The sequence below is a fragment of the Bradyrhizobium hipponense genome, from assembly GCF_008123965.1.
GTDB classification, from domain to species: domain Bacteria; phylum Pseudomonadota; class Alphaproteobacteria; order Rhizobiales; family Xanthobacteraceae; genus Bradyrhizobium; species Bradyrhizobium hipponense.
The window spans coordinates 59,506-86,496 of sequence record NZ_VSTH01000099.1 but is presented as its reverse complement, the minus strand read 5'-3'; the positions used below and the strand labels follow the sequence as shown (position 1 = coordinate 86,496).

Sequence of the window (26,991 nt, the reverse complement as noted above, 5' to 3'; positions counted from 1 at the left end):
GCCCGATGCAGCTTAATTTTGATCCAGCGCAACGCCGTGTTTTAGAGCCGTTCTAGGCTGGTCCCGGGCCAGTTTGGAATAGCTTCAAATACCGGTTTTTCCCTTTGCATCCGGTCGGTCGCTTAAATATCGATACTGGCGCATCACCAAAGGGCCTGCCGCTTTCCATGATCGTCTGTTCCTGTAACGTGCTGAGCGATGACGACATCCGCGCCGCCGTCGCCGAGTCCGATGACGCCGTTCGCCATGCCAAGCAGGTCTATGGTTGCCTCGGCTGTAGCGCCGAATGCGGTCGCTGCGCGCGCACGATCAAGACCATCATCGACGAAGCGCTTGGCCCCTGCGCCCAATCGTGCTGCTCCGGCTGCCCACACGGCCATCAGGTGGCGGCGAACGACGAGACGTCTGAGCCCGTCGAATTCGCGCTGGCGGCCTGCTGAACTCCACCGTCGACCGAGCTTATCCCCGGCTCCGTCCGGTAGCCGGTTGCCCTTGCCTTTAAACTGCTTTAGAAACATTCTAAATTCGGTCTCCGGCCGGATTGGACTGCAAGAGCTGGAGTGAACCATGCAGGGCGACGCAAAAGTCATCGAGTATCTCAACAAGGCACTGCGTCACGAGCTGACTGCAATCAACCAGTACTGGCTGCACTACCGCTTCCTCGACAATTGGGGCCTGCGGGACATGGCCAAGGTCTGGCGCAAGGAATCCATCGAGGAGATGGAGCACGCCGACAAGCTCACCGAGCGCATCCTGTTCTTCGACGGCTTCCCGAACATGCAGGTGCTCGATCCCCTGCGCATCGGCCAGAACGTCAAGGAGATCATCGAGTGCGACCTCGCCGCCGAGATGAGCGCGCGGGCGCTCTACCAGGAAGCGGCCACCTATTGCCACAGCGTCAAGGATTACGTCACGCGTGACCTGTTCGAGAAGCTGATGAGCGACGAGGAGCACCACATCGACTTCCTCGAAACTCAACTCGACCTCATCGGCCGCATCGGCCTCGAGCTCTACACCCAGAAGCACGTCGGCGGGCTCGAGGGCGAGGGGCATTAGGCACTAACGTCGCCACACACTCCCGTGTCGTCCCGGCGAAGGCCGGGACCCATAACCCCAGGGAGAGGTTGTGTCGCGCGCCTGGTAACCACGAGTCCTCGCCAAACAACTCGCTGTGGCTATGGGTCCCGGATCCACGCTTCGCTTCGCTGCGCTTGTCCGGGACAACCAATGTGGTTGCTGCGCGTGGCTACAGCTGCGTCTTGTAGCGCGCTTCCACCACGTCCTGGCTCTCGGGCTCGCCCAGACTGGTCTGCTCGTGGATGATTTCAACGATGCTCGGCATCACCGAGCGCTGCACCTTGTCCGGCGACCACAGCTTCGAGCGCATCAACGCCTTGCCGCAGTGGAAATAGACCTCGCGGACGGCGACGTTCAACACCGCGCGCGGCGGCTTGCCGAACTCCACCATGGAGGCGAGCAGATCCGGATCGGCCGACAGCGTGCCGCGCCCGCCGACGCGCAGCGTCTCATCGATGCCGGGCACGAAGAACAGCAGATGCACGAAGCCTGAGCCTTCGACGACGTTCCGAAAACTGTCGATCCGGTTGTTGCCGGAACGGTCGGGCATCAGCAGTTGGTTGGGGCCGGCGACGTGGACGAAGCCGATGTTTCCGCCACGCGGCGAGGCATCGACACTGCCATCGGTGCCCGATGTCGCGAGCACGCAGAACGGCGACATTTCGATAAATCGCTTCGCATGCGCATCGATCGCGGGACGCGCCTTCGCGATCACGCGTGGGCTCGGCTTCGGATAGAGGGCGGCGAGGTCTTCGGGGCAAACGTCGGTCAACGGGATGTCTCCGCTGCAGTTTCGTAACAAACTACCCGATCGGGCTGTCGGCAGCCAACCAAATTCACCCTGCCGCCGTCGGCTACACCGCGTCGGCCGGCACGAAGCAACTGATGATGATGGCGCCGCGGTGGCGTACGTACCACACCACGGCCTGGCCGACCGGATTGCCGCGATCGCGGATGATGGCGCGCTCGGGCACCGCCATCCACTGGCCCTCGATCGGCACCCAATAGGCGCCGTTGCGCACGTCGTATTCGGTACGATGGCCGTCGGAGATATCGCAGCAGGGCACGCCGTTCGGCGCCATCACGCTCTTGAACCAGGCGCGAATGTCCGGCGGAACGTTGTCGTATTGACCGTTATCGAACGCGAAGGCGACGCCAGTCAGTGCCGCCAGCCAAACGCACAGTGCGAATCTGTACATGCGATCCTCGTCATCGCCTGCCGTGCCACTGGCGCGCGATTATCCCGCGCGTCGATTCGTATCGTTGATGCGATTAAGCCCGAGCTGCGAGCGCATTGCATGCTCAAATAATATGCGGCGTGGAGGCGCCGCATATGATGCATTGCGAGATGAGGACGTGGAGCGCGCCGTCCTACATCGCCCGCTGCGGCGCGGTTTGCAGGAGCTGCCTGACCTGCTCGCTGTAGAATTTTGCGTTGCCTGTGGTTCCGTGGCCGCGCGTCTCAGTGCTCGCTTGGATCAGGTACAGGCGCCCATTCCTGACCCGCTTCATCGCGGCTTCCGTGATGCCGGTCTCGGGTGGGTTGCGCTCGTCGTCGGCGGAATTGATCAGCAGCAGCGAGGCTTCGATCTGCTCCAGCCTGTCGGCGGCGTTGTAGTCGTGCGAAGCCTCCCATTGGTAGACGAAGTCGTTGGCATCCGCGGTGATCGGTGTCGCGAGCCGCTCGTCGACGATCTTGTCGGCCTTGGCGGCCGTCGGCGCCTGCGCCTGATAGGCCAGCGTTCCGCCGATGCTGGCGATGCCGTAGGCGCTGATGGCGTATTTCATCATGCGCGGCTGGCTCGTGTAGCTGCCGCCGTTGTAGTCGGGATCGTTGCGGATGGTGTCGAGCATAATCCGGCGCAGCATCCAGTTGCGCGATGCCATCTCGGTCGGCTGCGAGGCCATCGGAATCAAAGCATCCATCGCTTTCGGGTATTTCTCGCCCACAGCCAGGTATGCATGCCGCCCATCGAATTGCCGATGACGAGCCGCAAATGCTTGACGCCGAGCCCTTCCGTCACCAGCCGATACTGGGCCTCGACCATGTCGTCGTAGTCGTATTTGGGAAAGCTCGTCTTCATCCCGTCGGAGGGTTTTGACGATTTGCCGTGGCCGATGCTGTCAGGAATGATGATGTAGTATTTGGATGCATCGAGCGGCTGCCCCGCACCGAACAGCTCGCCGCCAAAGTTGGCGGCCAGCATGCTCGCGGCCGAGCCGCCCGATCCGTGCAGCACCAGCACGGGCTGGCCGCTTGGCTCGCCGACGGTGGTGTAGTGCAGACGCAGCTCCGGCATGGCCTCGCCGGTATGGAACTTGAAATCCCTGGCGATCCAGTCGCCCTGCTTAGGCGCCGGATAATCGGCGGCCGTCGCCGATATCGAGATGGCTGGCAACGAGATGGACAGCAGAACGGCCGACAGCACCGCGCAACAAGTTTTCATGTTCCTCTCCCCTGCGGCTCGTAATCTGCGGCCGCTTTGCCGGGAACCTTAACAGAACTGTCCGGAAGGATGTAGGATTTTGGTTCAGCCGATCGTCTTTGAGGGGAAACATCCGGAGACACTTCATGTGCCGCAATATCAAGACGCTGTTCAACTTCGAGCCGGCAGCGACGGAGGAGGAGATCCATGCCAGTGCGCTCCAGTTCGTGCGAAAGCTCTCCGGTTTCAATAAGCCGTCGCAGGCCAATGAGGCGGCGTTCGACCGCGCGGTGGCCGAGGTCTCGGAGGCCGCACACCGGTTGCTGAACTCACTGCACACCCATGCGCCGGCGCGTGATCGCGAGGTCGAGGCGGAGAAGGTGAAGGAGCGTTCGCGGTTGCGTTTCGGCTAGTCAGTCCCTGCAGCCGTTTCGTGATCTGGCTCACGGTTGGCGCCGCTTCAACGCGCGATGATGTTCGCCGGGGTTTTGCCAACCCGGAGCCCGACCATGACCCGTCCCCTTCTTCCCCTCAAAGCAGGCGCCCTCGTCTTCACGCTGCTGTGGACCGCGTGGATGATGTGGTGGAGCGGCTCGTTCAGCAGCGCCAACGTCGTCGTCGTGGCCCTGTGCGGCGCGGTGGTCGGATATCTCTGGTATCGCGCGATGCGCTGGCAGTTCGAGCGGATGGGCATGCTGCCCCGCAAGGATGATTCAACCAAGGCTTCTTGATGAATTCGCGTGTCCAGGAGGCGGTGCAGCGCGTTAGCGGTGCGCCGCCGAGCCGGGACCCAGAAATCGCTACTCCTTGTGGCTGCGGTTTTTCTTTTTCTTCTTTTTCTTGTGATCGTCGCCTTCGCCGTCGTCGCCACCGTCATCGACAAGCGTATCGTCGGCCTCATGCACGGCGGCTTCGAGCGCCGCTCGCTCGGCAGCTTCTTGCTCGCGCTGACGGCGGCGCTCATCCCAGGCGTCGAAGAGCTGGTCCAGCCACGGCAACACTTGTTCAATCGACGGCAGTTGGCCGGGCGGACCGGGCTCGCCGCGCGGGCCGGTGGGGCCCTGCGCTCCAGCTGGTCCCCGTGGACCAATCTCGCCCTGCTTGCCTTGCGGCCCTGGCGCGCCCTGCTTGCCCTGCGGTCCCGCCTTTCCGACTGGTCCCGGCTTGCCCTGTGGCCCCGGCTTGCCGCGCGCGCCGTCCGGCCCCCGCTTGCCCGGATGGCCCTGCGGCCCCGGCCGTCCCGGCTCGCCTTGCCGCCCGCGCGGACCCTGAGGGCCCTGCCGTCTCTGTTCGTCTGCCACGCCACTGCTCCCTCTGCGGAAGCAAGCTACTTAGCGGCGTTTGACGACAGCGGCAATTCCGCCCGCGCATCGCGCCGGGCTTGATCAACATCAATCGGCAGTACGGATCGACGTCGCGCCGCCGCGCGCTAATCCTGATAGGCGGGCACGTCGATGCCGGAGGCGGCGTAGAGCCTGATCTTGTTGCGCAGCGTGCGCACCGACAAGCCAAGCACGCGCGCGGCGCGCGTGCGGTTGCCGTCGCAGCGCGCGAGCGTCTGGAGTACGAGCTCGCGCTCGACCTCGTCCACGGTCGCGCCGATCAGGAGCGGAACGATCTGGTTTGGAGCAAGAAATTGCGCGCCCGGTTCGGACGCTGCGACATGAACAGTGGTCATCAATACCCTCCCGATCTACGCCCGCTTCCGTCTTTGGAAGCGGATCGAGAACAAACGACCCCCAAGCCGTAGATCTACGGTGGCCGGGTTTGGTTAACGAAAGGTTAACCGCGGGCGTCCAGCACCAATTGACCTTGGGATTGCCGCGAAGGCGCCGCGATTGGCACAGGTTGCCTCGCAGCGACAGGGCGCTCTCGCTCACACTGTCCGATACCCGCCATCCACCATCACGATTGTTCCGGTGACATAAGCCGACATATCCGAGGCGAGGAAGATCGCGGGGCCGACGATGTCGTCGGGCTTGCCGGTGCGCGCCAGCGGGGTGTGGTCGACGAAGGCCTGCACCAGCGCCGGATTGGTGGCGCGCACATTGGCGTTGATGTTGGTCTCGATGAAGCCGGGCCCGATCGCGTTGACGCGCACGCCTTCCTTGCCGAGCTCGACGGCAAGCGCCTTGGTGAAGCCGAGCACGCCGTGCTTCGAGGTCGTGTACGCCGCCGAGCTCGGCGTGCGCAGATGCACGAAGGACTGGATCGAGCCGATATTTACGATGCGGCCCTTGGCTGCGCGCAAGGGCGCAAGGAAGGCCTGCGTCATGTTGAAGACGCCGTTGAGGTTGAGCGAGATGATGTCGTTCCAGTCCTTCGCCACGGTCTCCGTCTCCGCGGTGAAAGCGTTGCGGCGGGTGATGCCGGCATTGTTGACCAGGATCGACACCTGCCCGACCTTTTCCGCGACCTGTTTGGCGAGTGCGAAACAGTCTTCGCGCTTGGTCGCGTCGAGGACAAAACTCTCGGCCTTGCTGCCGGCCTTGCGGATCTCCTGGGCGGCTTCCGCCACAGTGTCGGCATTGACGTCGAGCAGCACCACTTGCGCGCCCTCGCGCGCATAGCCTGCCGCAATCGCCCGGCCGATGCCGGAACCGGCGCCCGTGACGACGGCAATGTGGTTTGCGAGCAACGCCATGGCATATTCCTCCCGGATTCGTTTCGAAGTTTCATGAAAGGCTAACTCGAAATTAAGGGGTCGGAAACGGCGGCCTCGGCATACTGACCTTGATTGCTAAACGTTGCGCGCATGATGGAACGGCTTGAATCCTGGAAACTGGCGCTCGAGCGCCTGCGGTCGGCGGAGTCCGGCGACTGGCCCGAGGCGGGCCGGCTGGTGGCCGAGATCGTGCGGATGAGCACCGATATCACGCTGCGGCAGGCAGCCGAGCAGGCGCTTCCCGTGCTGCGCCAGGCCGTCGACAACGACGATCACGGCGTCAGACTCGCAGCCCAGCGCCGCATCGGCGTCGTCCTCGACGTCATTCATGATCTGACGGCGCCGCGCTTCGGCCGCCGCAACGCGATGCCGAAGAAGCTTTCCAGCGAGGACCGCGCGCGCAGGATGCTCGGCCTGCCGCTCGCCGTGCAGCTCACCTGCGAGGACATCAACCAGGCCTATCGCCGCGCCGCCAAGGGCAGGCATCCCGACCAGGGTGGCAGCGCGCAAGCCTTCATCGAGCTCGCCGCCGCGCGCGACATCCTGATCCATCCCGGCGCCAACAAGGACGCGTGAGGCGCTGGCTCACTGCGCCTCGTCAGCCGCTGTGTGCGAGTAAAAATGCAAGCGGGCAAGGACGCGATGTGGCGCCCTTGCCCGGCTCTTCCGTCCGCCGATCGAATTCTTATCAGGTGCAGTGGCCGTGCTTCAACGCGTCATCCTTCAGGTTGATCGCGGCGAGCAAGGTCGGGACGGTCACGCTGGCGCGGTGATAGCCGGACGGCCATGGCGTGGTCGGAATGCTCTCGTCCCAGATCTGGCAAGCGCCGCTGTCTGCCCAGCGGATCAAATGATAGCCGGCTTCGGCCGGGCTCGCGGCGACGAAGGCGGTCACGGCAAGACCCACGGCAGCGCACAGCACGGAAATACGACGCATGATCAGCTCCTCAAATGAAAGATATGATGCGCCTCCCGACAATGACGGGAGGCGTGGTGCGGGACGCTTTTGGGGAGCGCGCCCCGAACAAGATGTGAGTAGGCGGCAAGCCGCGACAGGTTCAAAGCGTGCGGACTGGCAATGCCGGAATTTGGCGGAAAAACAGGGCTGGCGGCGTCGTGGCCTTGGACAAGAAAAAAGCGGGCTGCTCGCGCAACCCGCCTTCAAACCCGGTCTGCCGTGAGCCGGTTCAGAGCGTGCAGCGGCGCTCCGCGCGCAGCTTGATCTGAAGATCAGAAGCCGCCGCGAAGGTCGGCAGCGGCTTGCTGACGATCTTGTAGGTCGAAGTCCCCCACTGGAACGGCTTGTACTTCAGGTCCTCGTTCCAGACCTGGCAGATGCCGGTGTTGTCCCAGCGGATCACGTAATAGCCGACTGCCGCCGAGGCCGGCACGGCGAACGCGGAGGTGACGATGCCGGCAACGGCACAAAGAGCGAGAACGCGACGCATGCAAAAATCTCCTGATGGGAAAGTGTGACCTGAAAATTCGTGCGAGAAAAGCCGGTCCTTTGCAAGCGGGGGAGCCGCCGTTTCACGGATATGTCAGAGAGAGCCGCGCACTTGGTTTGGCCGAGTGCCCGGCAGGTCACACGCGCCGGACGTGGTTCACTTCGAAAGCGAGGCCACCGCCTCGATCTCGATTAGCATCTTCGGATCGGGCAGCGCCTGCACCACGCAGGTGGTGCGTGCCGGGTAGGGCGGCGGGCCGAATGCGCCGGCATAGAGCGCGTTCATCGCCGCGACATCGGCGGCGCGGGTCAAGAGCACGTTGACCTTGACGAGGTCGCGCATCGTGGCGCCGGCCTCATCCAGCACGCGCTTGATGTTGACGACGACGTTGGCGAACTGCGCCTCGAAGCCGTCCGGCAGCGCGCCCTTGGCATCGAAGCCGGGAATGCCGGAGATGAACAGGAGGTCGCCGGCCCGTGCGGCAAAGGACAGTGGCGGCGCCTTGACGTGCGGCGGGGGCGCAAAATGCTGGATCGGCATGGGTCACCTCGGACGTCGTGTCGGCGCATGAGCGTAGCGACATGCAGGGGAGTTGCAATCGGAATTGACGGGCGGCGAGGGCGCAAAACAAAAAATGCGAAAACAACCCCATGCACAGTAGGCATCAAGCAGAAATCATTGATCTTTTTCTAATTCGGTAAAAGCAAAACAATCATTTGCTCCGTCGGGCAAAACAGGGGCAGAATGGCATGATGGCAGTGGCGCTTTTTGTGGCACGAACTCTCAACGGCGTCATGGCCGGGCTTGTCCCGGCCATCCACGGCCGCTCCGGCGCCGCGAAGAACGTGGATGCCCGGGACAAGCCCGGGCATGACGACACAGCGGATGCGGAACGTTAGCGCATATAGCCGCCATCATGTTGCCGCCGCGATCGATCGGGTACATTCGGCCCATCTGATTCGATTCCACCCTTGAAAAATAGCCTCCGGAGACGCCCCATGAAGATCGCTTCCACCTTGCGCGTCGCGCTCCTCGCCATTGCCGCGCTTGCCGGCCTCTCGACGACGGCGCTGGCCGACGGCGGCACCGTGGTGCTGACGATCTACAAGGCGGGCTGGATCATCGGCGGCTCGGGCGGCTCTGGCGTGCTGAACTTCCACGGCCGCGCCTATTCGCTCTCCAGCGGCGGGCTCGACTACGGCCTCGTGTTCGGCGGCTCCAAGACCGTGCTGCGCGGCCGCGTCTCCAACATCAACCGTCCCTCCGACGTTGCCGGCGTCTACGGCGCCGCCGGTGCCGGCCTCGCGATCGGCCGCGGCGCACGCGCCATCGTGCTGACCAACCAGAAGGGCGCGGTGCTGGAGTTGACGGGATCGCAGGTCGGCCTGATGGCCAACGCGGATCTCAGCGGGCTGGCGATCACGATGCGGTAGGCAGGTCTCGTAGGGTGGGAAAAGGCGCGCAAGCGCCGTGCCCACCATCTCAGCAGCGCTGACAGAGTTGGTGGGCACGCTTCGCTTTGCCCACCCTACGAGCTACGAATTACGATCCACTCACCGCCGTATGAATCCGCTCGCAATGCGCCACGAGATTTCCGTGCGCATCGACGAACGCTTTCAGCGGCGTCGGAATCGGCAGGAAATAGATGTTGGCGACAAAACCGTAGATGCCGGCATCGATGCCGGTCGGCGCATCGCCATGGACAAAGCCCGTCGCGGGCACGATCTCGGCCAGCACCTGGAGGTCGGCCAGGCCCCGCGCATAGGCCTGCTCGGGCGTGTAGCGGCCGATGCCCTGGAAATGATAACGCTGCGCGTTGTAGGCCTTGGCCTTGTCCAGTCCCGCGGCATCGATCTGCTTATGTTGTGCGATGAAGGCATCGCGAAACGCCGGATAGTAGCGCTCGTCCTTCCAGCGCGAATACGACATCACCCAGTAGAGATCGTCCAGCATGCGCGTGACCAGATGGTTGGTGCGGCGCTGCTCCGGTGAAAGCTTGGCATCGATGGTCAGGCGATATTTTGCGATCGCATGCGCGATGATCGTCTCGCTGTCGCCGATGGTCTCGCCGTCATCGACGATGTAGGGCAACTGCCCGCGCGGCGCGGCGGAGGCATCGAACAGGTGCTCGTGCACGAACGGCACGCCCGCGAGCTTGAGGAAGGCATAGACCTTGAGGCCATAGCCATTGTTGTCGGCGACGCCGCACAGTTCCGGGTAGGAATAGAGGGTCAGCATGGGCGGGCTCCTCAACCGGGCAACTTCAGGCCCATCATACAGGGTCGGTGAAAAAAAAGATGCCCTGCCTGTCGGATAGCGGTCTGGTTCTTCGTCCTCCGGATGAGGCCGCGCTTGCGCGCCTCTTTTCATCACCAAGGATACCCGTTCATGACCTCCATCACGCCGTTCCTCTGGTTCGACAACAACGTCCCCGAAGCCGTCGCCTTCTACAAATCGGTGTTTCCCAACGCCAAGATCGAGACCGTCAGCGACTTCATGGCGGTGTTCGAGCTCGAGGGGCAGCGCTTCAATGCGCTCAATGGCGGTCCGCAATACCACTTCAACGAGGCGGTATCGTTCTTCATCAGCGTGGAGACGCAAGGTGAGGTCGACTATTTCTGGAGCCGGCTCACCGCGGACGGTGGTGAAGAATCCAGGTGCGGCTGGCTCAAGGACAAGTTCGGTCTGTCCTGGCAGGTGATCCCGACCGCGCTTTCCCGCTACCTCGGCGACCCCGACCGCACCAAAGCGGGTCGCGTCATGCAGGCGATGATGCAGATGAAGAAGATCGTGATTGCGGATCTGGACCGGGCGTATGCGGGGTGAGGGCCGGTGATTGCAGGACGGCCTTCTCAGCCGGTCGATGCGGCGGTAAACACCGCCAATTGAGCCTCGAACGCACGCCTGAACGCCAGCCGCGCTTCGCCGCGGGCGACATAGGCGGCGACATCGGGATATTCGTCCAGCAGGCCCGATGTGTTCAACCTGCGCAGCACGGCCACCGTCAGGAGATCGCCGGCGCTGAACGCACCGTCGAGCCAGTCGGCTTTGCCGAGGTGCGCGGACAACTCGCCGAGCCGGACACGGACGCGATCTTGCAGCATAGGCAGGCGCTCCTCGTACCAGGGCTTGTCGCGCTCGAACAGCATGGCCATCGCGAGCTCGACGATCGGCGGCTCCAGCGTGCTCAGCGCGGCAAACATCCACGCGATCGCGCGGCTCCTGGCATTCGCCTCGACCGGCAGCAGCCCATCATGGCGCTCGGCGACGTGGAGCACGATCGCGCCCGACTCGAACAGGGCGAGATCGCCGTCCTCATAGGTCGGAATTTGTCCGAACGGATGCAGCGCGAGGTGCGCGGGCTGTTTCATCGCGCTGAACGATACGAGGCGGACGTCGTAAGGTTGGCCCACTTCCTCCAGCGCCCAGCGGACCGGCATGTCACGCGCCAGCCCCCTGCCGCGGTCGGGTGAGTTTTCGAAGGCGGTGATGGTGGGGGGCATCAGATGGCTCCATATTCCGTCATTGCGAGCGCCGCGAAGCAATCCAGAATCTATCCGCGGAGAGACCCTCGATTGCTTCGTCGCATCAGCGCAAAATTGCTCCGCAATTTTGTCGCGAGTTCCTCGCAATGACGGGGTTGCGGCAGCGCGGCCGCTCGCCGGCGATTGCGGGTCGTTCAGTTCTCGCGCTTTGCATCCAGAGGACGAACGGCGGGTGCGGATTCCGACAACTTATTTGGCTTTCATCGCGCGTGCCGCCCAAACCCACGGCGTCGTCCTGGCGAAAGCCAGGACCCATACCGCGGAATCTATCGGTTGCGGACGGTCGCAGGACCACGAGTCTTCGCCAAACTTTGTCCTGGGGTAATGGGTCCTGGCTTTCGCCAGGACGACAGCTGAGTTTGGGGCGCTGTCGCTAACTCACATTACGAACCGATCCACTTCGCCAGCTCGCGCCACGGCTCCAGCGTCCAATGCCCGGATGCGGCGCCGGACGGCGATGGCAGCACGAACACTTCGGGCAGACTTCCATCACGTTGCTGCCGCCCCAGCGAAATCACGCCCGACGACCTGCCATAAAACAGGCTCGCCGCCTTCTTGCTCGTGAACGCAATCGTCCTCGGCCTATACATTTCGATCTTGGCCTTGAACCCCGCCACGTCGATCAACGCGGCCGCGATCTGGTGATCCATCCCGGCGCCCGACTTGGAGAGATCGGTGAAGCCGATCCCGAGTTCGAGCAGCGCGGCGAATTCGCTCGGCTGATAGCGCCGCGGCGTGATGCCGGCCTCATGGATCGCACGCCAGAACCGGTTGCCGGGATGGGCGTAATAATGCCCGACGGCGGCCGAGCGGGTGCTCGCGGCGGTGCCGACGAAGACGAGGCGGAGGTTGGGGCGAAGCTGGTCGGGGAGGCGATGGAGGTTGGCTAGAGGCAAAGCGCCGGTCCGTAGAATGGTGTGGACGTAGCCGTCATCGCGGCAGTTGGAGTTGCGAAAGTCAAGTGATGGGTTACGCTACGCCCCTCTTCCGATCTCGCCGCGGAGCGCCGCGAATGCTGGACGATTTCGAATGGCCTAAACCGGATGGAGCGCCGGACGAGGCCATTTTTCGCAACGTCCGCAATCACGGTTGTCATATCGTCGGAATTCCCGATGCCGATCCGTCGTTTGCATTTTCAATCGGCCTGTTTCTAAACTACGGCCACCCCGAGCTTATCATCTTCGGCCAGCGCTCCGAGAACGCGCAGGCCATAATCAACCTTGTCCGTGATCGCGTGGCGGTGGGGCACAAATTCTCCAATGGCGATATCTCCGACGATTTCTTGGAGAACGACTACAAGCTCGGCTTCTGGCAAGTGCCGTTTAAGGCTTACCCCGAATACTTGGGCACTGCGATCTGGTTCTACTCCAAATCCCGGCTCGCATTCCCCTGCCTCCAGGTGATCTGGCAGGACGTCAATCGGCGCTTTCCCTGGGAGGCAGAATGCATACCCGGTGTTAAAGAGCAGCAGCCGTTGTTGAAGAGAATGGTTTCTTGACCAAAAAGCCGGGCTGTTTTGCCCGGCTTTTCGTTTCCGATTGATGGAGTCGAGCCCGGGCACGACGAAGATGGCGCGCTCACAACACCCGATTGCTCTCCTTCACCTTCTCCGCATCCAGGTACACGCTGCTCCCCATCTCCTTGAACTTCTCGCTCATCCTGGCCATGCCGTCCTCGGCGACTCCGCTCATCGACATGCCCACCGCCGCCGGGTCGTTCAGCGTCGCCGCGTAATCGCGCACGTCCTGCGTGATCTTCATCGAGCAGAATTTTGGGCCGCACATCGAGCAGAAGTGGGCGACCTTGTGGGCTTCCTTCGGCAGGGTCTCGTCGTGGAAGTTCTTGGCGGTGTCAGGATCGAGGCCGAGGTTGAACTGGTCGCTCCAGCGGAAGTCGAAACGGGCGCGGGAGAGTGCGTCGTCGCGCAGTTGCGCCGCCGGGTGGCCCTTGGCGAGATCGGAGGCGTGGGCGGCGATCTTGTAGGTGATGACGCCCACCTTAACGTCGTTGCGGTCGGGCAGGCCGAGATGCTCTTTCGGCGTGACGTAGCAGAGCATGGCGCAGCCGAACCAGCCGATCATGGCCGCGCCAATGCCTGAGGTGATGTGGTCGTAGCCCGGCGCGATGTCGGTGGTCAGCGGCCCGAGCGTGTAGAACGGCGCCTCGCCACATTCCTTGAGCTGCTTGTCCATGTTGATCTTGATCTTGTGCATCGGCACGTGGCCGGGGCCCTCGATCATGACCTGGCAGCCCTTGTCCCACGCGATTTTTGTCAGTTCGCCGAGCGTTTCCAGCTCAGCAAATTGCGCGCGGTCGTTGGCGTCCGCGATCGAGCCCGGACGCAGGCCGTCGCCAAGCGAGAACGAGACGTCATACTTGCGCATCAGGTCGCAGATCTCGTCGAAATGCGTATAAAGGAAGCTCTCCTTGTGATGCGCCAGGCACCACTTCGCCATGATGGAACCACCACGCGAAACAATACCGGTAACGCGGTTGGCGGTGAGGTGGATGTATTGCAGGCGCACGCCGGCGTGGATGGTGAAATAGTCGACGCCCTGCTCGCACTGCTCGATCAAGGTGTCCTTGTAGAGCTCCCAGGTCAGCTGCACCGGATCGCCGTTGCACTTCTCCAGCGCCTGGTAGATCGGCACCGTGCCGATCGGCACCGGCGCGTTGCGCAAGATCCATTCGCGGGTGGTGTGAATGTTGCGGCCCGTCGAGAGGTCCATCACGGTGTCGGCGCCCCAGCGGATTGCCCACACCATCTTTTCGACCTCTTCCTCGACCGACGATGTCACGGCGGAGTTGCCGATATTGGCGTTGATCTTGGTGAGGAAGTTGCGGCCGATGATCATCGGCTCGAGCTCGCTGTGGTTGATGTTGCAGGGAATGATGGCGCGGCCGCGCGCGATCTCAGCTCGGACGAACTCCGGGGTGATGAAGGCGGGCACTTCCGCGCCAAAGCTTTCGCCGTCGGCGAGGGCGGCCTCGGCGCGCTCGAGCTGCTGCTTGCGGCCGAGGTTTTCGCGCGCGGCGACGTAGATCATCTCCTTGGTGATGATGCCGGCGCGGGCGAATTCGAGCTGGGTGATCTTGTGGTCGTCGAGCCCGCGCAGCGGCTTGTGATAGGCCGAGAAGGCGCGCGCGGCCTTGTCGGTGGAGACGCTGCCATTGTCTTCCGGCTTGACCTGCCGGCCCTCATATTCCTCGACGCCGCCGCGCTCCAGCACCCAGGCCTTGCGGTTGCGGGCAAGACCCGCGTTGACGTCGATGGTCACGCTCGGGTCGGTGTAGGGGCCGGAGGTGTCGTAGACCGGCAGGTTCGGCTCGCCCGCGCCCTCGGAGAGGATGATCTCGCGCAGCGGCACGCGCAGCTCCGGCGCGGCGTCAGGCGAAGCGAAGATTTTTCGCGACGACGGCAGCGGGCCGGTCGTGACGGCGGGGATGGTCTTGTCGGGGTTGGAGCGGATGTTCATGGGATCCTCCGGTTTTAATTTGTGTGCATGCTGTTGATCTCGTCATCCTGAGGTGCGCGCACTTGCGCGCCTCGAAGGATGAACGAGCCGGGCCGTCGCCCTTCGAGGGCCGCTGAAGAAGCGGCCACCTCAGGGTGACGGGATGAAGAGAGTGTCTCCGTCATTGCGAGGAGCTCGCGACAAGATTGCGTAGCAATTTTGCGCGGATGCGACGAAGCAATCCAGGCTGTCTCGGCGGAGAGACCCTTGATTGCTTCGCTGCGCTCGCAATGACGAATGGAGAGAGTGTGGGCATCACGCTGCCTCCGCAGGCAGGCCGAGCCATTGCCGCACGCGGGCATCGGGGTCGGCGTTCTGGGTGACGTCGCTGACGACGGCGATGGAATCGGCGCCCGCGGCAAAAATCTCCGCGGCGTGCTCGAACTTGATGCCGCCGATCGCGACCAGCGGGATGCTGCCGATGCGCTTCTTCCATTCGGTGATCTTTGGAATGCCCTGCGGCTCGAAGCTCATCGATTTAAGCGTGGTGAAAAAGATGGGGCCGAGCGCGACGTAGTCCGGCTTGGCCGCGAGCGCGGCCGCAAGCTCATTGTCGTCATGGGTGGAGACTCCGAGCGACAAACCGGCCTCGCGGATCGCTTTGAGATCCGCGTCAGCCAAATCTTCCTGGCCGAGATGCAAATACTTCGCGCCGGCGACGATCGCCGCGCGCCAGTAGTCGTTGACGACGAGCTTCGCCTGCGTTCCCCGCGTGATCGCCAGCGCGTCGGTGACGATCTGCAGGGCCTGCGCGTCGTCGAGATCCTTTGCGCGCAGCTGGATGGTGCCGACGCCGAGCTTGGTCAGGCGCTCGACCCATTTGATGCTGTCGACGACGGGATAGAAACGATCAGGATACGCGTTGCGATCAGGATACGGCATGCCAAAAAGGTGTCCCAACGACAGGGGTGGAAGGGGAGGCGAAATCGCGCGCGTTCATCAACCCGGCCTCAAAAGCGGTGCGGCCGGCCTCGATGCCGAGGCGGAAGGCATTGGCCATCGCGACGGGATCGGCGGCTTTTGCGATTGCCGTGTTGAGCAGCACGGCGTCATAGCCGAGCTCGAGCGCCTCGGCGGCGTGCGAGGGCGCACCGATGCCGGCGTCGACCACCAGCGTGATGTCGGGCAGCCGCTCGCGCAGCAGCTTGAGCGCGTCGCGGTTGGTGATGCCCTTCGCGCTGCCGATGGGAGCGGCCCATGGCATCACCACCTTGCAGCCGGCATCGACCAGGCGGTTCGCGACCGAGAGATCCTCGGTGCAATAGGGGAACACCTCAAAGCCGTCCTTGATCAGGATGGTCGCGGCTTCGACCAGGCCGACCACGTCGGGCTGCAGCGTGTCGTTGTCGGCGATCACTTCGAGCTTGATCCAGGAGGTGCCGAACAATTCGCGCGCGAGCTTGGCCGTGGTCACCGCTTCGCGCACGCTGCGGCAGCCGGCGGTGTTCGGCAGCACGGTGACGTCGAGCTCGCGGATCAGATTCCAGAAGGCGTCACCGGTCTTGCCGCCGGCGGATTCGCGCCGCAGCGACACCGTGACGATCTTCGATCCGGAGGCGCGTATCGCCGCCTGCATGATCGCAGGGGAAGGATACAGCGCGCTGCCGATCAGCAGGCGTGAGGGGAAGGTTTTGCCGTAGAAGGTCACCATGTCGAAGGTGTCTCCTCAGATATAGCTGTCGTCCCGGCGAAGGCCGGGACCCATACCGCGTGATTTCTCTTGGGGCAGCTTGGTAGAGACCTTTCGCCGCCATGACGAGCGGTGGCTATGGGTCCCGGCCTTCGCCGGGACGACAAATGGAAAGATGCCATCACCACTCACCCTCCCTGCCGCGGTGTGATGATCTCGATCTCGTCGCCGGCCTTGAGGTGGGTCTCTGCCCAGCGGCTTTTCGGCACCACGTCGTAGTTCAGAGCGATGGCGAAATGCGTGCCTTCGTAGTCGAGCTCGGCCAGCAGCGCGTCGACGCTCACTGAGGCCACCTCGCGATGCTCGCCATTAACGATCACCCGCATTGCATCACCTCGTTGTCGATCTGGCCGCGCTCGACATATTGCAGCGTCAGCTCGGCCAGCGCCGGCGCGATCAGGAAGCCGTGGCGGTAGAGGCCGTTGACGGCGATGCTGTTGCCGCGAATGCCGATGCGGGGCAGATTGTCGGGGTAGGCGGGGCGAAGGCCCGAGCCGAATTCGACGATGCGGGCCTCGCCGAAGGCGGGATGCACGGCATAGGCCGCGCCCAGCAGCTCCAGTGCGGAACGCACGCTGACGCCGGTGTCCTCGGCCTCGATCGAGGTCGCGCCCAGCATGAACAGGCCTTGATCGCGCGGGATCACATAGAGCGGCCAGCGCGGATGGATCAGCCGCACCGGGCGGGCGAGCTCAACCTCGCTGGTCTCGATCAAAATCATCTCGCCCTTGACGCCGCGCAAGGCAGGCTGCTCGTCGCGCGCACTGATCCCGCGGCAGTCGATCACGATGCCGTCGAGATCGCTGGCTGTGGCATCGCTGCCAAACTTGATGGTGCCGCCGGCGGCGCGGATGCGCTCGTGCAGTTTCGGCAGCACGCGGCGCGGCTCGACATGGCCCTCGGTCTCGAAGAACAGTGCGTCGCGGAAGCGGCCCTCCAGCGACGGTTCGAGCCCCGCCAGAGCCGCAGCATCGAGCCGGCGGTGGCCCTCGGTCATCCGGGCGAAGCGCTCGAAATCGTTGCGCTCGCGGGGATGGGCGACGACGAGGGAACCGTTGAACGGGGTGTCCGGCAATTCGCGCCGCCAGATATGAAGCGAGCGCAGGCCGAGGCGGCTGATGATGGGTTCGGAAACTTCCGCCTCGCAATAAGGCGCGAGCATGCCGCCGGCCCAATGGCTGGTGGAATCGGTCATCGCGGCGTCACCGCGCTCGTGCAGGGTCACGGCGTGGCCGGCCTGCGCGAACAGCAGCGCCTGCCAGGCGCCTGCGATGCCTGCGCCGATGATGGATACCGGAGACTCCGGCCGCTTGGTGGTCTGCAACATCCCTGTCCCTTCGCCGGCATGACCCGGATCAGGTTCAAAGGGTCACCGCGGTCCTGGGCCTTCTGACCCATTTAGCGGTATCTCAGCTCCTCCTCGGAGCACCCCTCGGAACGGCTCTAATGTAGGCCAGTGGGGGCTTGTGTCAACGCATACCCGCTCGTCATGCCCGGGCAAGCCCGGCCATGACGGCAATCACTGATGGGGAACCTGCGCCCGCGCGCTGCGAACCCGCTGCGCCAGCTTCCGGTGCGGCACTGCACCGAACATCGGCTGCGGATTGCCGTTCGGCTCCAGCCAAGCCTGTGCGCCCGGGTCGGCGCTGGCCTGTTGCTGCGTTTCCTGACGCTGCCGCTTTGCGGCGTAGTAATAGCCGCCTGCATAATAACGAATGGCTCGGGCGTGATCTCCATTGGCGGCGTGATAGGCGCCGGCGAGATATTTTACGGCATAGGTGAGGTTGGTGTTGGGATCGCGCAGGCCTGCGGCATCGCCGGTGTAGCCGAGCCCGCGGGCGGTCGCGAGCTTGATCTGCATCAGCCCGATCGTGCCGCCATGGCCGATCAGGTGCGGCTGGTAGCGGCTCTCGCGCATGATGACGCGATGCACCAGTGCCTCCGGCACGCCATTGGCGCGCGCATGGGCGGCGACCGCCTCGGCATAGTCGGCTTCGCCGGCAAGCGCCGCCTGCGGCAACATCAGCCCGGCCGCAACCAGCGCGGCAATGCGTAAAATTTTCATCAGATGTCCCTTGAGAATGTCTTGAGGATATCTTGGGTCCTGAGTGACCTACGCCCGGCTGCCGTTAGGCCTGCCGAACGCGGCGATGATGTGACCAAACGCCGCCACTGACGATTTTGCGGCGCCGAGCCGCTGTTACGACGCAATGCTGCGGTAAGGGTCCCTCAGGTGCAAAACCGCAGCTCGCGACAGCGGGCCTGTGTATTCGCGCATAGACGCGAAAGCGAGTATCAAAGCACTGCAAATCGGGAGAGGTGCCATGACAAGAACAAACATGGCCAAAACAGACACGGCCAAAACAGACATGGCCAAGGCACATATTGGCGATATCCCCAGGCTGAACCCCTGCGCCCAATGCGGCACGCCGATCCCGCAGCCGGACTGGATCGAGCCGGGCGAGGGGCGCATCTCGTATCTCTGGAATTGCCCTGCGTGCAATTATCGCTTCGAGGCGGTGGCGATCTTCGACTCTGCAGCCGTCGAGCACCCGCCGCTCGCGGCCTGAGGCGTTCCTTTAGGGCATGATCTTTTCGGAAAACCGCTGCACGCTTTTCCGGATCATGCCTTAAGCCGCCAGCCGCGGCTGCTGCCATACCGGCAATTGCATCCGCACGATCAGCCCGTGCGGCTCGCGGTCATGCAGCGACAGCTCGCCGCCATGGCCGATCGCGATGGCGCGCGCGATCGACAGGCCGAGCCCGAAGCCGGTGGAGTCGTCCATGGTGCGCGCGTCGTCGCCGCGCACGAACGGCTCCAGCATCGCCTGCTTGCGTGCATCGGAAATCCCGGGGCCGTCGTCCTCGACGTCGATAATGAATTTCGTGCCGGCGAGGTCGAGGCGGATCGTCACCTCGGCGCCGAAGCGCACCGCGTTCTCGACGAGGTTGGTGATGCCGCGATGCAGATCGTCGGGACGCGCGGCGGCGGTCGCCGATACGGGACCCTCATAATGCACGACATGGCCCATGTCGCCGAACTGGTCGGCAATCAGCTGCAGCGTGCTCGCGATGTCGACCAGCGTCACCGCCTCGATCTTGCGGTCGTTGCGCAGCAGCGACAGCACGGATTCCAGCATCAAGCGCATCTGGTCGAGATCGATCAGCATGCGCTTGCGATTGCCTTCGTCCTCGACGAACTCGGCGCGCAGGCGCAGCCGCGTGATCGGCGTGCGCAGATCGTGGCTGATCGCCGCCAGCATCCTGGTACGATCCGACATCAGCCGCGCGATCCGCTCATGCATGCGGTTGAGCGCGCGTGCGACCGAGCGGATCTCTTCCGGGCCGCGCTCGGGCAACGGCTCGGCGGTGCCGTCGAGGCTGAAGCTTTCGGCCGCCTTTGCAAGCGACGACAGCGGCGCGGCGAGCGCATGCGCGGCCCATACGCCAAGCAGCGTCACGCTGATCACGGCCGACAGCAGCGTCGATAGCCAGGGATTGCCCCAGAACCATCCCGGCCGTCCCCGGCCGATATGGCCGGCGATCGTGGTGCCGTCGGGCAGCTGGATGCCGATCCGGGACAAGCCGCCGTTCGGCGCCAACGCGACCACCTTGTAGCCTTCGCCGAGATGGCGGCGCATGCCGTGCAGGCGCGGACCCTCGACCTCGCCGGCGGCGGTCACGGAGCCGGGCGCGATCGCTTCGACCCGCAGATCCGGAAAGGCGCGTGCGATGTCGGAAAGGAGGCGCGGCCGTTCGCTCGAATCGGCCGCCGACAGCAGCAGCGCGGCATTGACCAGCTCATGCTCGCTGTCGGGCGGCGCTGCGGCGCGGTCCGGCCGCGTGATCAGAAAACCCGCCGTGATGATGAGATGAAGCGCGACGATCGAAACCACGACCAGTGCGGCGATCTGCCCGCTGATGCTCCTGAGATGGAAAAATCCCAAAAGCCGCATGTCAGCTGCTCAAGGCCGCCGTGACCGCTTCCGTCCTTACCGCCTCAGTGCTTATCGCTTCAGTTCTTATCGCTTCAGTTCTTGGCGTAAACAAATAGAGGTCGACGCGGTGGTCGGCCATGGCGCGCGACATCTCGCGGCCGTCGCTCACAGCGGTGACGTTGCAGGCGTTGTTGCGCAAATATTTCGCGATCAACGTTCGCGTTTCGCGGTCGTCCTCGACGACCAGGATGTTGGGATTGGAAATGGCCATGAGCTTTGTTTGTCCAAGATTCGGGCCAAAAGGCGAAGATTTTTGTTTCAGACTGTTTCTGGCCGCGATCTCGCAACAGCTCGCAACCGCCGGGTGGTGGAGCGGCAAGGTCTCGTTAAGGCGGATAACCATAGCGTGACGTGGTCGGCTACGAAACCCCGCAAAATCTACGGAGCCCATCATGACCTCGATTTCGGCGGCCTCCGCCGGCAACCACCAGTCGCCGCTGCAGCGGCTGCAGCAGCAATTGCAATCGGAAGTCTCGGCAGGCACGGTCTCCTCGTCGGACCAGTCGGCGCTGTCGACGGCGCTGAATGACATCGACACGGCACTCCAGCAGAGCCGGTCGAGCAATCGGTCGAGCGGCACGCGGCCCTCGAAGGACGACATGACGTCGAAGATCGACGACCTTATTTCCAAGGAGGTGTCGAACGGCACGCTGAGCTCCGATCAGGCCGACCAGCTCAAGGGCGTGTTTCAGTCCGCCTTCGCCAACGGTCCCGGCGGCACCGCTGGTGCAGGAGGGCCTCCGCCCGCACCGCCCCCGGATGACAGCTCTTCGGATTCGGCGTCCACGGATACGACGACCAGCACGTCGAGCGGCTCCACCACGGCGGAGATCCTGCAGCAGTTTCTCCAGGCGCTCCAGCAGTCGCAATCGTCGGTCTCGCCGTACGGCGCCAATGGCAGCGCAACGAATTCGTCGGGCAGCTCGAATTTCTTGGCGCTGCTGATCGACTACAAGGGCTGACCTGAGCGACGCAGGTTGGCGCGCGTTCCTCGCCGCGATGGTGCTTCTTCCCAGGGCGCATCATCGACGGCGGGGAACCGTGCGCTGCAGCATGTTCCTTGGGGGACCCAGGAACAAATCGCCAGCGCTTCCATCTCGCGCATCGCGCGAGGAAATTGCGGCGCGATACGGAACTGCCAATGATCAAGTCCGTTTTCTCCGCACGAGTTTCTATCGAAGGAGAGGACAACATGTTGATGAAATCGATCGCGGCCGGCCTCGCCGGGACCGCACTGCTTGCAACCGTTGCGTTTGCGCAATCGCCGACTGCCACCACCGACAAGGCGCCGACCGCATCCACTGCGACGACGACCTCGGCGTCGGGTGAATGGCGTGCATCGAAGATGTCGGGGCTGAAGGTCTACAACGAGTCCAACGAGAACATCGGCTCGGTCAACGATCTTTTGATGGACAAGAGCGGCGCCATCAAGACGGCCGTCATCGGCGTCGGCGGCTTCCTGGGCATGGGCGAGCATCTGGTCGCCATTCCCTATGACAAGTTGAAATTCGCCAACGAGGCCATCGCCTACACCGGTACCGGCGCGACCAGCCCGCCCGGCCGGCCGGCCTCGCCCACGACGACGACCGGGGCTGCGACCGGCACGGACAAGGCCGCGACGGCCACGTCGTCTGCGTCGAAGTGGTACCCGGACCACGCCGTGTTCAACGCGTCCAAGGACGAGCTGAAGAACATGCCCGAGTTCAAGTACTCGGAGTAGCGCGGCTGACGTGACGGCCTAAACCAAGCGCGCCCGGTTTTCACCGGGCGCGTGGGCGTGTCTTTTCCGGCCTTGCCCCACTTGCGCTTGCCCCATTTGCGGAGTGCTCCATCATTCTCGGCACCTCGTCGAACTCTTGAAGCGCCGATCGCGTCGCGAACACCGCCGGTCAGGCGCTGCTGCCCTTGAGCCGTTCGTTGCGTCGGCGCAGGCCTTCCATGGTGGCGAGCAGGATGACCGATACCGTCGTCAGAATCACGGCCGCTGCCGTGATGGTCGGGCTGATGTTCTCGCGGATACCGCTGAACATCTCGCGCGGCAGGGTGCGCTGCTCCGGCCCGGCCATGAACAGCACGATCACCACCTCATCGAAGCTGGTCGCGAAGGCGAACAGCGCACCGGACGCCAGGCCGGGCAGGATCAGCGGCAGGATCACGCGGCGGAAGGCGTCGAGCGGCGAGGCGCCGAGTGAGGCGGCGGCGCGCGCCAAGTTGGTGTCGAAGCTTTGCAGCGTCGCGCCGACCGTGATCACCACAAAGGGCGTCGCCAGCGCGGTGTGGGCCAGGATCAAGCCGAGGTAACTGCCGGTCAGTCCGATCGGCGCGAAGAAGAAATAGAGACCGACCGCGGTGATGACGCCGGGCACGACGACCGGCGACAGCACGAAAGCCAGCACGAGCGGTTTGAGCCGGCTCTTCCACTGCGCCAGCCCCAGCGCGGCCAGCGTGCCAAGCACCATGGACAGCAGGGTCGAGGCGACGCCTATGATCATGCTGTTCTTCAGCGACGTCATCCAACGCGGCGAATTGATGAAGTCGTCGTACCAGCGCAAGGAGAGCCCAGGCAGCGGATAGGTCAGGTAGGAGCCCGAGCTGAAGGACAGCGGCATGATCGCCAGGATTGGCGCGATCAGGAAGATGAACACCAGCGTGGAGATCACGATGGTCGCGGTCCACGCGATGCGCTGGCTGGGCGTGCGGAGGGAAGGATTATCGCTCAATTCTTCATTCCTCCCGTGACCTGCTGTCCCTGCACCAGCTTTCCGTAGACAAGGGCCAGCAGGAGGGTGGCGAGCAGCAGCACCGCACCCAGCGCCGAGGCGAGGCCCCAGTTGGCCGTCTCGGTCGTGTAGAGGGCGATGAAGTAGCTGATCATCTGATCGGCGGCGCCGCCGACGAGTGCCGGCGTGATGTAGTAGCCGAGCGCCAGGATGAAGACGAGCAGGCTTCCCGCGCCGATACCGGGCAGCGTTTGAGGCAGGTAGATCCGCAGGAAGGCGGTGACCGGCGGCGCACCGAGCGAGGCGGCGGCACGCATGTAGGCAGGCGAGATCGCCTTCATGCTGCTGTACAGCGGCAGGATCATGAACGGCAGGAGAACGTGGGTCATCGCCACGCAGACACCGAAGCGGTTGTAGATCAGGCGCAACGGCTCGTCGATTATGCCAAGCCAGTGCAGGCTGTCGTTCACGACGCCCTTGCTCTGCAACAGCACGATCCAGGCGCAGGTGCGGACCAGAAGCGAAGTCCAGAACGGCAGCAGGACGAAGATCATCAGCAGATTCGACCGGCCGGGCGGTAGCGTCGCCAAGAGGTAAGCAACCGGGAAGCCGAGGATCAGGCAGAGCACCGTGACGCTGAGGCTGATGATGAAGGTGCGGGTGAAGACGTTGCGGTAGATCGCCTGGTCCGGCGCGGCCGCGACGATCGCGCCGTCTGCGTTCCGGGTGAGATCGAGCGCCGCCAGCAGATAAAAGCCCGTCACCGGGCCACTGGCGTCTTTGATCGTCGTCCAGGTGGTGCGTTCGCGCCAGGCCGGGTTGATCTTGCCCAGCGTGTCCTTGGCGGTGCCGGGCTCCGGCGCTGCCTTCAGATTACGTGCCGTGCTGGTCAGGATCGTGCGAAAACCGTTCAGCGCGTAGTTTAGCCGCTTGGCCGCAATCGCCATGGTGCCGGAGGCGCGCGCCGCCAGGATGTCGCTTGCCAGCGCCGCGTAAGCCTTCTCGTCCGGCAGGTCTTTGCCGTCCCAGTCGGCGAGAGCAGCGACGGTCTGGGGCAGGACCTGACGCACCTCGCGGTCGTCGACCGAGCGCCACAGCATGCCGGCGATAGGCCCTGCGAAAGTGAAGAGCAGAAACAGCAGAAGCGGCAGAACCAGTGCCAATGCCTTGAGCTGGCGCGCGCGCTCCGCGCGCCTCAATCGGCGCTTGAGCGGCATCTCGATCTGCGCATCGGCGCCGGTCAGGAACGCGGCTGTCATGAGTTGAGCCTCTTTGACCGGAAATCCCGCGCCACTTCAGGAAAGGCAATCGCATATGGCCTTTTAGAGCTACCTAAACGCGCGCCTCGTCCTTCGAGACGACCGCTTTGCGGTCTCCTCAGGATGAGGCTCATCGAAATCGGTTCCTGTGAAATCGCTGCCGCACACTCCGTCCTCATCCTGAGGAGCCCGCCTAAAGCGGGCGTCTCGAAGGACGGCCGCAACGAACCTGCTCTCAAATGCTGTCGCCCTTCAATTTCAGGAAAGGGGTGGGGCACAGGCGAAGATGTGTCGATCCTCTGCCTGTGCCGCACGTCGCTTCGGCAGCGCGCTATTTGGCGGCCCATTTGTTGAAGCGCTCGGTCAGGCGGTCGATGTTCTCGAGCCAGAAGCCGACGTTGATCTCGACCGCGTTCTTGATGTTATCAGGCGCAGTCGGCAAGTCCTTCAGAACGGTAGGCTGGATCAGGGCAGCGGCGTCCTTGTTCGAGGTGCCATAGGCAATATTCTCGGACAGCTTGGACTGGTTCTCCGCCTTGCCGGCGAAGTCCAGGAACTTGTAGGCCGCATCCTTGTTCGGGCTGCCCTTCAGGATCACCCAACTGTCGAGCGTGAAGAGCGCCCCGTCCCACACCATGCCGAAATTCTTCTTCTCTTTCTTGTTCGCGGTGTCGATGCGGCCATTGTAGACCGAGGTCATCGCCACCTCGCCGGAGGCGAGCAGTTGCGGCGGTTGGGCGCCGGCCTTCCACCAGACGAGGTCGCCCTTGATGGTGTCGAGCTTCTTGAACGCGCGCTCGATGCCCTCGTCGGTCGCCAGCACCTTGTAGACGTCCTTCGGCGCGACGCCGTCGGCGATGAGGGCGATCTCCAGCGTGGTCTTCGGGCCCTGGCGCAGGGCGCGCTTGCCCGGAATTTTCTTGGTGTCGAAGAAGTCGGCCCAGCCCGCAGGCGCCTCCTTCAGCTTGTCCTTGTCGTAGCCGAGAACGAAATCGTACACGATGGCGCCGACGCCGCAGGGATTGACGGACGCCGGCATGTAGGCGGCCTCGCCGCCGATCCTGGAATAGTCCATCTTCTCGAACAGGCCTTCCTCGCAGCCGACAGCCAGTTCGTCGCTCTCGACCTGGACGACGTCCCAGGTGGCGGCGCCACCCTGCACCTTGGCGCGCAGCACGCCGATGCCGCCGTCCCAGGACTCGTCGTTCATGGGAATGCCGGCCGCCTTCTTGAACGGCTCGAAATAGACCTTCTTCTGGGCATCCTGATACGCGCCGCCCCACGATACGACGGTGAGGTCACGCGCCTGTGCGACCGTCACCAGCGCGGCGCTGGCGGTGAGCGCCGCGGCGAAACCCAGAGCAATCTTGCCAATCTTGCGCTTCAGCATGGTCTTTGTTCCTTCTTCATGTGCGTTGCGTTGAGGTGGATCGATGCCGATCCCTTGCGTGGCAAAAGGCTGTAGGTTGGATCAGACGGGATCGAGGGCCAGGCAGTCCTCGGGCTGGAAGGTGATGAACACGCTTTCGCCATGTCTCAGGCTGCCATGTGCGTCCGGCTGAAGCTTGACAATGAACTCCCCGTTGCCGGCGACATCGAGAACGGCCAGCGCGTGGTCGCCGAGATAGATGGTGTTCTGCACCCTGGCCGGCAGGCGGTTCGGCCCGTCGCTGGAGGTGCCGTCCAGGATAATGGAGATCCGCTCCGGCCGCACCGACAGGGAAGTCGATGTGCCCACACCTGATGCGTTGACCGCCCGTGCGGTAACGGTGCCGCCACCAGGCAGCGCGACGCGGCAATATTCCTTCTCGACCGTCTCGACGGTGCCGGTCAGCACATTGTTCTCGCCGATGAAGTGGGCGACGAAGCTGTTCACCGGATGCTCGTAAAGCGCGTCGGGCGTGTCAATCTGCTGCACAATGCCGTCGTTGAACACGGCGATGCGGTCCGACATGGTGAGCGCTTCACTCTGATCGTGTGTGACGTAGACGACGGTGATGCCCATCGTCTCGTGCAGTTGCTTGATCTCCAGTTGCATCTGCTCCCGCAGGCGCTTGTCAAGGGCTCCCAGGGGTTCGTCCATCAGCACGAGCTGCGGGTTGAAAACCAGCGCGCGGGCCAGCGCCACGCGTTGCTGCTGACCGCCGGACAGCTGCCCGGGCCGCCGGTGCGCCAGGGTTTCCATCTTGATCATGCGCAACGCGGCTCTGACGCGCTCCTGCGCTTCCGCCCTGTTGATTTTACGAACGGATAGCGGGAAGGCGATATTCTCCGCGATCGTCAGATGCGGAAACAAAGCATAGTTCTGGAACACCATGCCGATGTCGCGCTTATGCGGCGGCATGTTCTTGATCGGCCGGTCAGCGAGGTAGATCTCGCCATGGGTCGGAACCTCGAAGCCAGCCAGCATCATCAGCGTGGTCGTCTTGCCCGAGCCCGACGGGCCGAGGAGGGTGATGAACTCGCCCTTCCTGATGTCGAGATCGAGGTTTTTCACCACGAGGTGCTCGCCATCATAGGTTTTCTGAATGCCGGAAAAGCGCACCAGCGCCGGCGCAGGCGTGACCATGCCGGCTTCCATGTTGTCCTCGCGTTATCAGCTACAGTGCTGTCGGCACTTCTCCGAAGAACAGCTTAGCATCCTCCGA

At 63.7% G+C, this 26,991-nt stretch carries 34 protein-coding genes, 2 pseudogenes and 1 riboswitch; of the genes and pseudogenes, 12 read left to right on the top strand and 24 right to left on the bottom strand.

The window, feature by feature from the left end:
- Positions 1–167 precede the first annotated feature (167 nt).
- Positions 168–440 (top strand): (2Fe-2S)-binding protein, encoded by a 273-nt coding sequence (locus tag FXV83_RS27435; RefSeq protein WP_148742701.1) that lies wholly within the window; start codon positions 168–170, stop codon positions 438–440.
- A gap of 127 nt (positions 441–567) precedes the next feature.
- Positions 568–1,056, top strand: coding sequence for a bacterioferritin (gene bfr / locus FXV83_RS27430; protein ID WP_148742700.1), 489 nt, complete (start codon positions 568–570; stop codon positions 1,054–1,056).
- 190 nt (positions 1,057–1,246) lie between these two features.
- Here the strand turns inward: bfr and FXV83_RS27425 are convergent, their stop codons facing one another.
- The 3 genes and pseudogenes from FXV83_RS27425 to FXV83_RS27415 all read right to left on the bottom strand — a co-directional run bounded on the left by FXV83_RS27425 (position 1,247) and on the right by FXV83_RS27415 (position 3,524).
- On the bottom strand, positions 1,247–1,849 hold the full coding sequence (locus tag FXV83_RS27425; RefSeq protein ID WP_148742699.1) for a pyridoxamine 5'-phosphate oxidase family protein: 603 nt from the start codon (positions 1,847–1,849) through the stop codon (positions 1,247–1,249).
- Positions 1,850–1,931: 82 nt separating this feature from the next.
- Positions 1,932–2,276, bottom strand: a complete 345-nt coding sequence (locus FXV83_RS27420; RefSeq protein WP_148742698.1) for a hypothetical protein — start codon at positions 2,274–2,276, stop codon at positions 1,932–1,934.
- Positions 2,277–2,448: 172 nt separating this feature from the next.
- Positions 2,449–3,524, bottom strand: a pseudogene (locus FXV83_RS27415) (alpha/beta fold hydrolase).
- A gap of 125 nt (positions 3,525–3,649) precedes the next feature.
- On the opposite strand from FXV83_RS27415, the gene FXV83_RS27410 reads away from it, so the two are divergent.
- Positions 3,650–3,916: a DUF2277 domain-containing protein gene (locus FXV83_RS27410; RefSeq protein WP_148742697.1), complete on the top strand. Its 267-nt coding sequence runs from the start codon at positions 3,650–3,652 to the stop codon at positions 3,914–3,916.
- A gap of 96 nt (positions 3,917–4,012) precedes the next feature.
- Positions 4,013–4,234, top strand: coding sequence for a hypothetical protein (locus FXV83_RS27405; protein WP_148742696.1), 222 nt, complete (start codon positions 4,013–4,015; stop codon positions 4,232–4,234).
- Between the two features lie 69 nt (positions 4,235–4,303).
- On the opposite strand, the gene FXV83_RS27400 is transcribed toward FXV83_RS27405, so the two are convergent.
- From FXV83_RS27400 to FXV83_RS27390, 3 genes are all read right to left on the bottom strand, one after another.
- The gene (locus FXV83_RS27400; protein WP_148742695.1) at positions 4,304–4,804 is read right to left on the bottom strand and encodes a collagen-like domain-containing protein; all 501 of its coding nucleotides are present in this window, start codon (positions 4,802–4,804) and stop codon (positions 4,304–4,306) included.
- A 128-nt stretch (positions 4,805–4,932) separates the two neighbouring features.
- A complete protein-coding gene (locus FXV83_RS27395; RefSeq protein WP_148742694.1) occupies positions 4,933–5,181 on the bottom strand; it encodes a helix-turn-helix domain-containing protein in 249 nt (82 codons plus the stop codon).
- Positions 5,182–5,379: 198 nt separating this feature from the next.
- Positions 5,380–6,147: an SDR family NAD(P)-dependent oxidoreductase gene (locus FXV83_RS27390; RefSeq protein WP_148742693.1), complete on the bottom strand. Its 768-nt coding sequence runs from the start codon at positions 6,145–6,147 to the stop codon at positions 5,380–5,382.
- A 111-nt stretch (positions 6,148–6,258) separates the two neighbouring features.
- Here FXV83_RS27390 and FXV83_RS27385 point away from each other — a divergent pair, with 111 nt between their 5' ends.
- Entirely contained in the window at positions 6,259–6,744 is a 486-nt protein-coding gene (locus FXV83_RS27385; protein WP_148742692.1) for a J domain-containing protein, read from the top strand.
- A 112-nt stretch (positions 6,745–6,856) separates the two neighbouring features.
- Here FXV83_RS27385 and FXV83_RS27380 read toward each other — a convergent pair whose 3' ends face one another.
- The 3 genes from FXV83_RS27380 to FXV83_RS27370 all read right to left on the bottom strand — a co-directional run bounded on the left by FXV83_RS27380 (position 6,857) and on the right by FXV83_RS27370 (position 8,156).
- Positions 6,857–7,105: a hypothetical protein gene (locus FXV83_RS27380; protein ID WP_148742691.1), complete on the bottom strand. Its 249-nt coding sequence runs from the start codon at positions 7,103–7,105 to the stop codon at positions 6,857–6,859.
- A 250-nt stretch (positions 7,106–7,355) separates the two neighbouring features.
- Positions 7,356–7,616 carry a hypothetical protein gene (locus FXV83_RS27375; protein WP_148742690.1) on the bottom strand — a complete coding sequence of 87 codons (261 nt, stop codon included), beginning with the start codon at positions 7,614–7,616 and terminating at the stop codon, positions 7,356–7,358.
- Between the two features lie 156 nt (positions 7,617–7,772).
- The gene (locus FXV83_RS27370) at positions 7,773–8,156 is read right to left on the bottom strand and encodes a RidA family protein (RefSeq protein WP_148742689.1); all 384 of its coding nucleotides are present in this window, start codon (positions 8,154–8,156) and stop codon (positions 7,773–7,775) included.
- Positions 8,157–8,365: 209 nt separating this feature from the next.
- Between FXV83_RS27370 and FXV83_RS43080 the strand changes: the two genes are divergently transcribed.
- Positions 8,366–8,515 carry a hypothetical protein gene (locus FXV83_RS43080; protein WP_187436193.1) on the top strand — a complete coding sequence of 50 codons (150 nt, stop codon included), beginning with the start codon at positions 8,366–8,368 and terminating at the stop codon, positions 8,513–8,515.
- Between the two features lie 99 nt (positions 8,516–8,614).
- Positions 8,615–9,049 carry a hypothetical protein gene (locus tag FXV83_RS27360; protein WP_148742687.1) on the top strand — a complete coding sequence of 145 codons (435 nt, stop codon included), beginning with the start codon at positions 8,615–8,617 and terminating at the stop codon, positions 9,047–9,049.
- 109 nt (positions 9,050–9,158) lie between these two features.
- On the opposite strand, the gene FXV83_RS27355 is transcribed toward FXV83_RS27360, so the two are convergent.
- A complete protein-coding gene (locus FXV83_RS27355; RefSeq protein ID WP_148742686.1) occupies positions 9,159–9,854 on the bottom strand; it encodes a glutathione S-transferase family protein in 696 nt (231 codons plus the stop codon).
- Between the two features lie 150 nt (positions 9,855–10,004).
- On the opposite strand from FXV83_RS27355, the gene FXV83_RS27350 reads away from it, so the two are divergent.
- Positions 10,005–10,442, top strand: coding sequence for a VOC family protein (locus tag FXV83_RS27350; RefSeq protein ID WP_187436192.1), 438 nt, complete (start codon positions 10,005–10,007; stop codon positions 10,440–10,442).
- A gap of 26 nt (positions 10,443–10,468) precedes the next feature.
- Here FXV83_RS27350 and FXV83_RS27345 read toward each other — a convergent pair whose 3' ends face one another.
- Positions 10,469–11,119, bottom strand: coding sequence for a glutathione S-transferase family protein (locus FXV83_RS27345; RefSeq protein WP_148742684.1), 651 nt, complete (start codon positions 11,117–11,119; stop codon positions 10,469–10,471).
- Between the two features lie 425 nt (positions 11,120–11,544).
- Positions 11,545–12,057, bottom strand: coding sequence for a mismatch-specific DNA-glycosylase (locus tag FXV83_RS27340; RefSeq protein ID WP_187436191.1), 513 nt, complete (start codon positions 12,055–12,057; stop codon positions 11,545–11,547).
- A 116-nt stretch (positions 12,058–12,173) separates the two neighbouring features.
- Between FXV83_RS27340 and FXV83_RS27335 the strand changes: the two genes are divergently transcribed.
- Positions 12,174–12,659: a DUF4262 domain-containing protein gene (locus tag FXV83_RS27335; RefSeq protein ID WP_187436190.1), complete on the top strand. Its 486-nt coding sequence runs from the start codon at positions 12,174–12,176 to the stop codon at positions 12,657–12,659.
- Between the two features lie 79 nt (positions 12,660–12,738).
- On the opposite strand, the gene thiC is transcribed toward FXV83_RS27335, so the two are convergent.
- The 6 genes from thiC to FXV83_RS27305 form a co-directional block, all read right to left on the bottom strand.
- Positions 12,739–14,637, bottom strand: coding sequence for a phosphomethylpyrimidine synthase ThiC (gene thiC, locus FXV83_RS27330; RefSeq protein WP_148742681.1), 1,899 nt, complete (start codon positions 14,635–14,637; stop codon positions 12,739–12,741).
- A gap of 294 nt (positions 14,638–14,931) precedes the next feature.
- Positions 14,932–15,558: a thiamine phosphate synthase gene (locus tag FXV83_RS27325; protein ID WP_148742680.1), complete on the bottom strand. Its 627-nt coding sequence runs from the start codon at positions 15,556–15,558 to the stop codon at positions 14,932–14,934.
- Entirely contained in the window at positions 15,545–16,327 is a 783-nt protein-coding gene (locus FXV83_RS27320) for a thiazole synthase (protein ID WP_148742679.1), read from the bottom strand. Before FXV83_RS27320 ends, FXV83_RS27325 begins: the two co-directional genes overlap by 14 nt.
- Positions 16,328–16,494: 167 nt before the next feature.
- Complete coding sequence (gene thiS, locus FXV83_RS27315; protein WP_148742678.1) at positions 16,495–16,692, bottom strand: sulfur carrier protein ThiS; 198 nt, start codon at positions 16,690–16,692, stop codon at positions 16,495–16,497.
- Complete coding sequence (locus FXV83_RS27310; protein WP_148742677.1) at positions 16,683–17,693, bottom strand: FAD-dependent oxidoreductase; 1,011 nt, start codon at positions 17,691–17,693, stop codon at positions 16,683–16,685. The genes thiS and FXV83_RS27310 overlap by 10 nt, the downstream gene beginning before the upstream one ends.
- Positions 17,681–17,809: riboswitch (TPP riboswitch) on the bottom strand. (Overlaps the previous gene by 13 nt.)
- A gap of 76 nt (positions 17,810–17,885) precedes the next feature.
- On the bottom strand, positions 17,886–18,431 hold the full coding sequence (locus FXV83_RS27305; protein ID WP_148742676.1) for a lytic transglycosylase domain-containing protein: 546 nt from the start codon (positions 18,429–18,431) through the stop codon (positions 17,886–17,888).
- Between the two features lie 304 nt (positions 18,432–18,735).
- Between FXV83_RS27305 and FXV83_RS27300 the strand changes: the two genes are divergently transcribed.
- Positions 18,736–18,936, top strand: a complete 201-nt coding sequence (locus FXV83_RS27300; RefSeq protein WP_187436196.1) for a ubiquitin family protein — start codon at positions 18,736–18,738, stop codon at positions 18,934–18,936.
- 60 nt (positions 18,937–18,996) lie between these two features.
- Here the strand turns inward: FXV83_RS27300 and FXV83_RS27295 are convergent, their stop codons facing one another.
- Positions 18,997–20,322, bottom strand: a complete 1,326-nt coding sequence (locus tag FXV83_RS27295; RefSeq protein ID WP_148742675.1) for an ATP-binding protein — start codon at positions 20,320–20,322, stop codon at positions 18,997–18,999.
- A gap of 91 nt (positions 20,323–20,413) precedes the next feature.
- A pseudogene (locus FXV83_RS27290) lies at positions 20,414–20,575 on the bottom strand (response regulator); the annotation flags it as partial.
- 181 nt (positions 20,576–20,756) lie between these two features.
- On the opposite strand from FXV83_RS27290, the gene FXV83_RS27285 reads away from it, so the two are divergent.
- Entirely contained in the window at positions 20,757–21,326 is a 570-nt protein-coding gene (locus FXV83_RS27285; RefSeq protein ID WP_148742674.1) for a hypothetical protein, read from the top strand.
- Positions 21,327–21,556: 230 nt separating this feature from the next.
- Positions 21,557–22,084 (top strand): PRC-barrel domain-containing protein, encoded by a 528-nt coding sequence (locus FXV83_RS27280; RefSeq protein ID WP_148742673.1) that lies wholly within the window; start codon positions 21,557–21,559, stop codon positions 22,082–22,084.
- Between the two features lie 169 nt (positions 22,085–22,253).
- Here the strand turns inward: FXV83_RS27280 and FXV83_RS27275 are convergent, their stop codons facing one another.
- The 4 genes from FXV83_RS27275 to FXV83_RS27260 all read right to left on the bottom strand — a co-directional run bounded on the left by FXV83_RS27275 (position 22,254) and on the right by FXV83_RS27260 (position 26,924).
- The gene (locus FXV83_RS27275; protein ID WP_187436189.1) at positions 22,254–23,084 is read right to left on the bottom strand and encodes an ABC transporter permease; all 831 of its coding nucleotides are present in this window, start codon (positions 23,082–23,084) and stop codon (positions 22,254–22,256) included.
- Complete coding sequence (locus tag FXV83_RS27270; protein WP_148742672.1) at positions 23,081–24,343, bottom strand: ABC transporter permease; 1,263 nt, start codon at positions 24,341–24,343, stop codon at positions 23,081–23,083. Before FXV83_RS27270 ends, FXV83_RS27275 begins: the two co-directional genes overlap by 4 nt.
- 331 nt (positions 24,344–24,674) lie before the next feature.
- Positions 24,675–25,733 (bottom strand): ABC transporter substrate-binding protein, encoded by a 1,059-nt coding sequence (locus FXV83_RS27265; protein ID WP_148742671.1) that lies wholly within the window; start codon positions 25,731–25,733, stop codon positions 24,675–24,677.
- Positions 25,734–25,814: 81 nt separating this feature from the next.
- Complete coding sequence (locus tag FXV83_RS27260; protein ID WP_148742670.1) at positions 25,815–26,924, bottom strand: ABC transporter ATP-binding protein; 1,110 nt, start codon at positions 26,922–26,924, stop codon at positions 25,815–25,817.
- Positions 26,925–26,991: the final 67 nt, after the last annotated feature.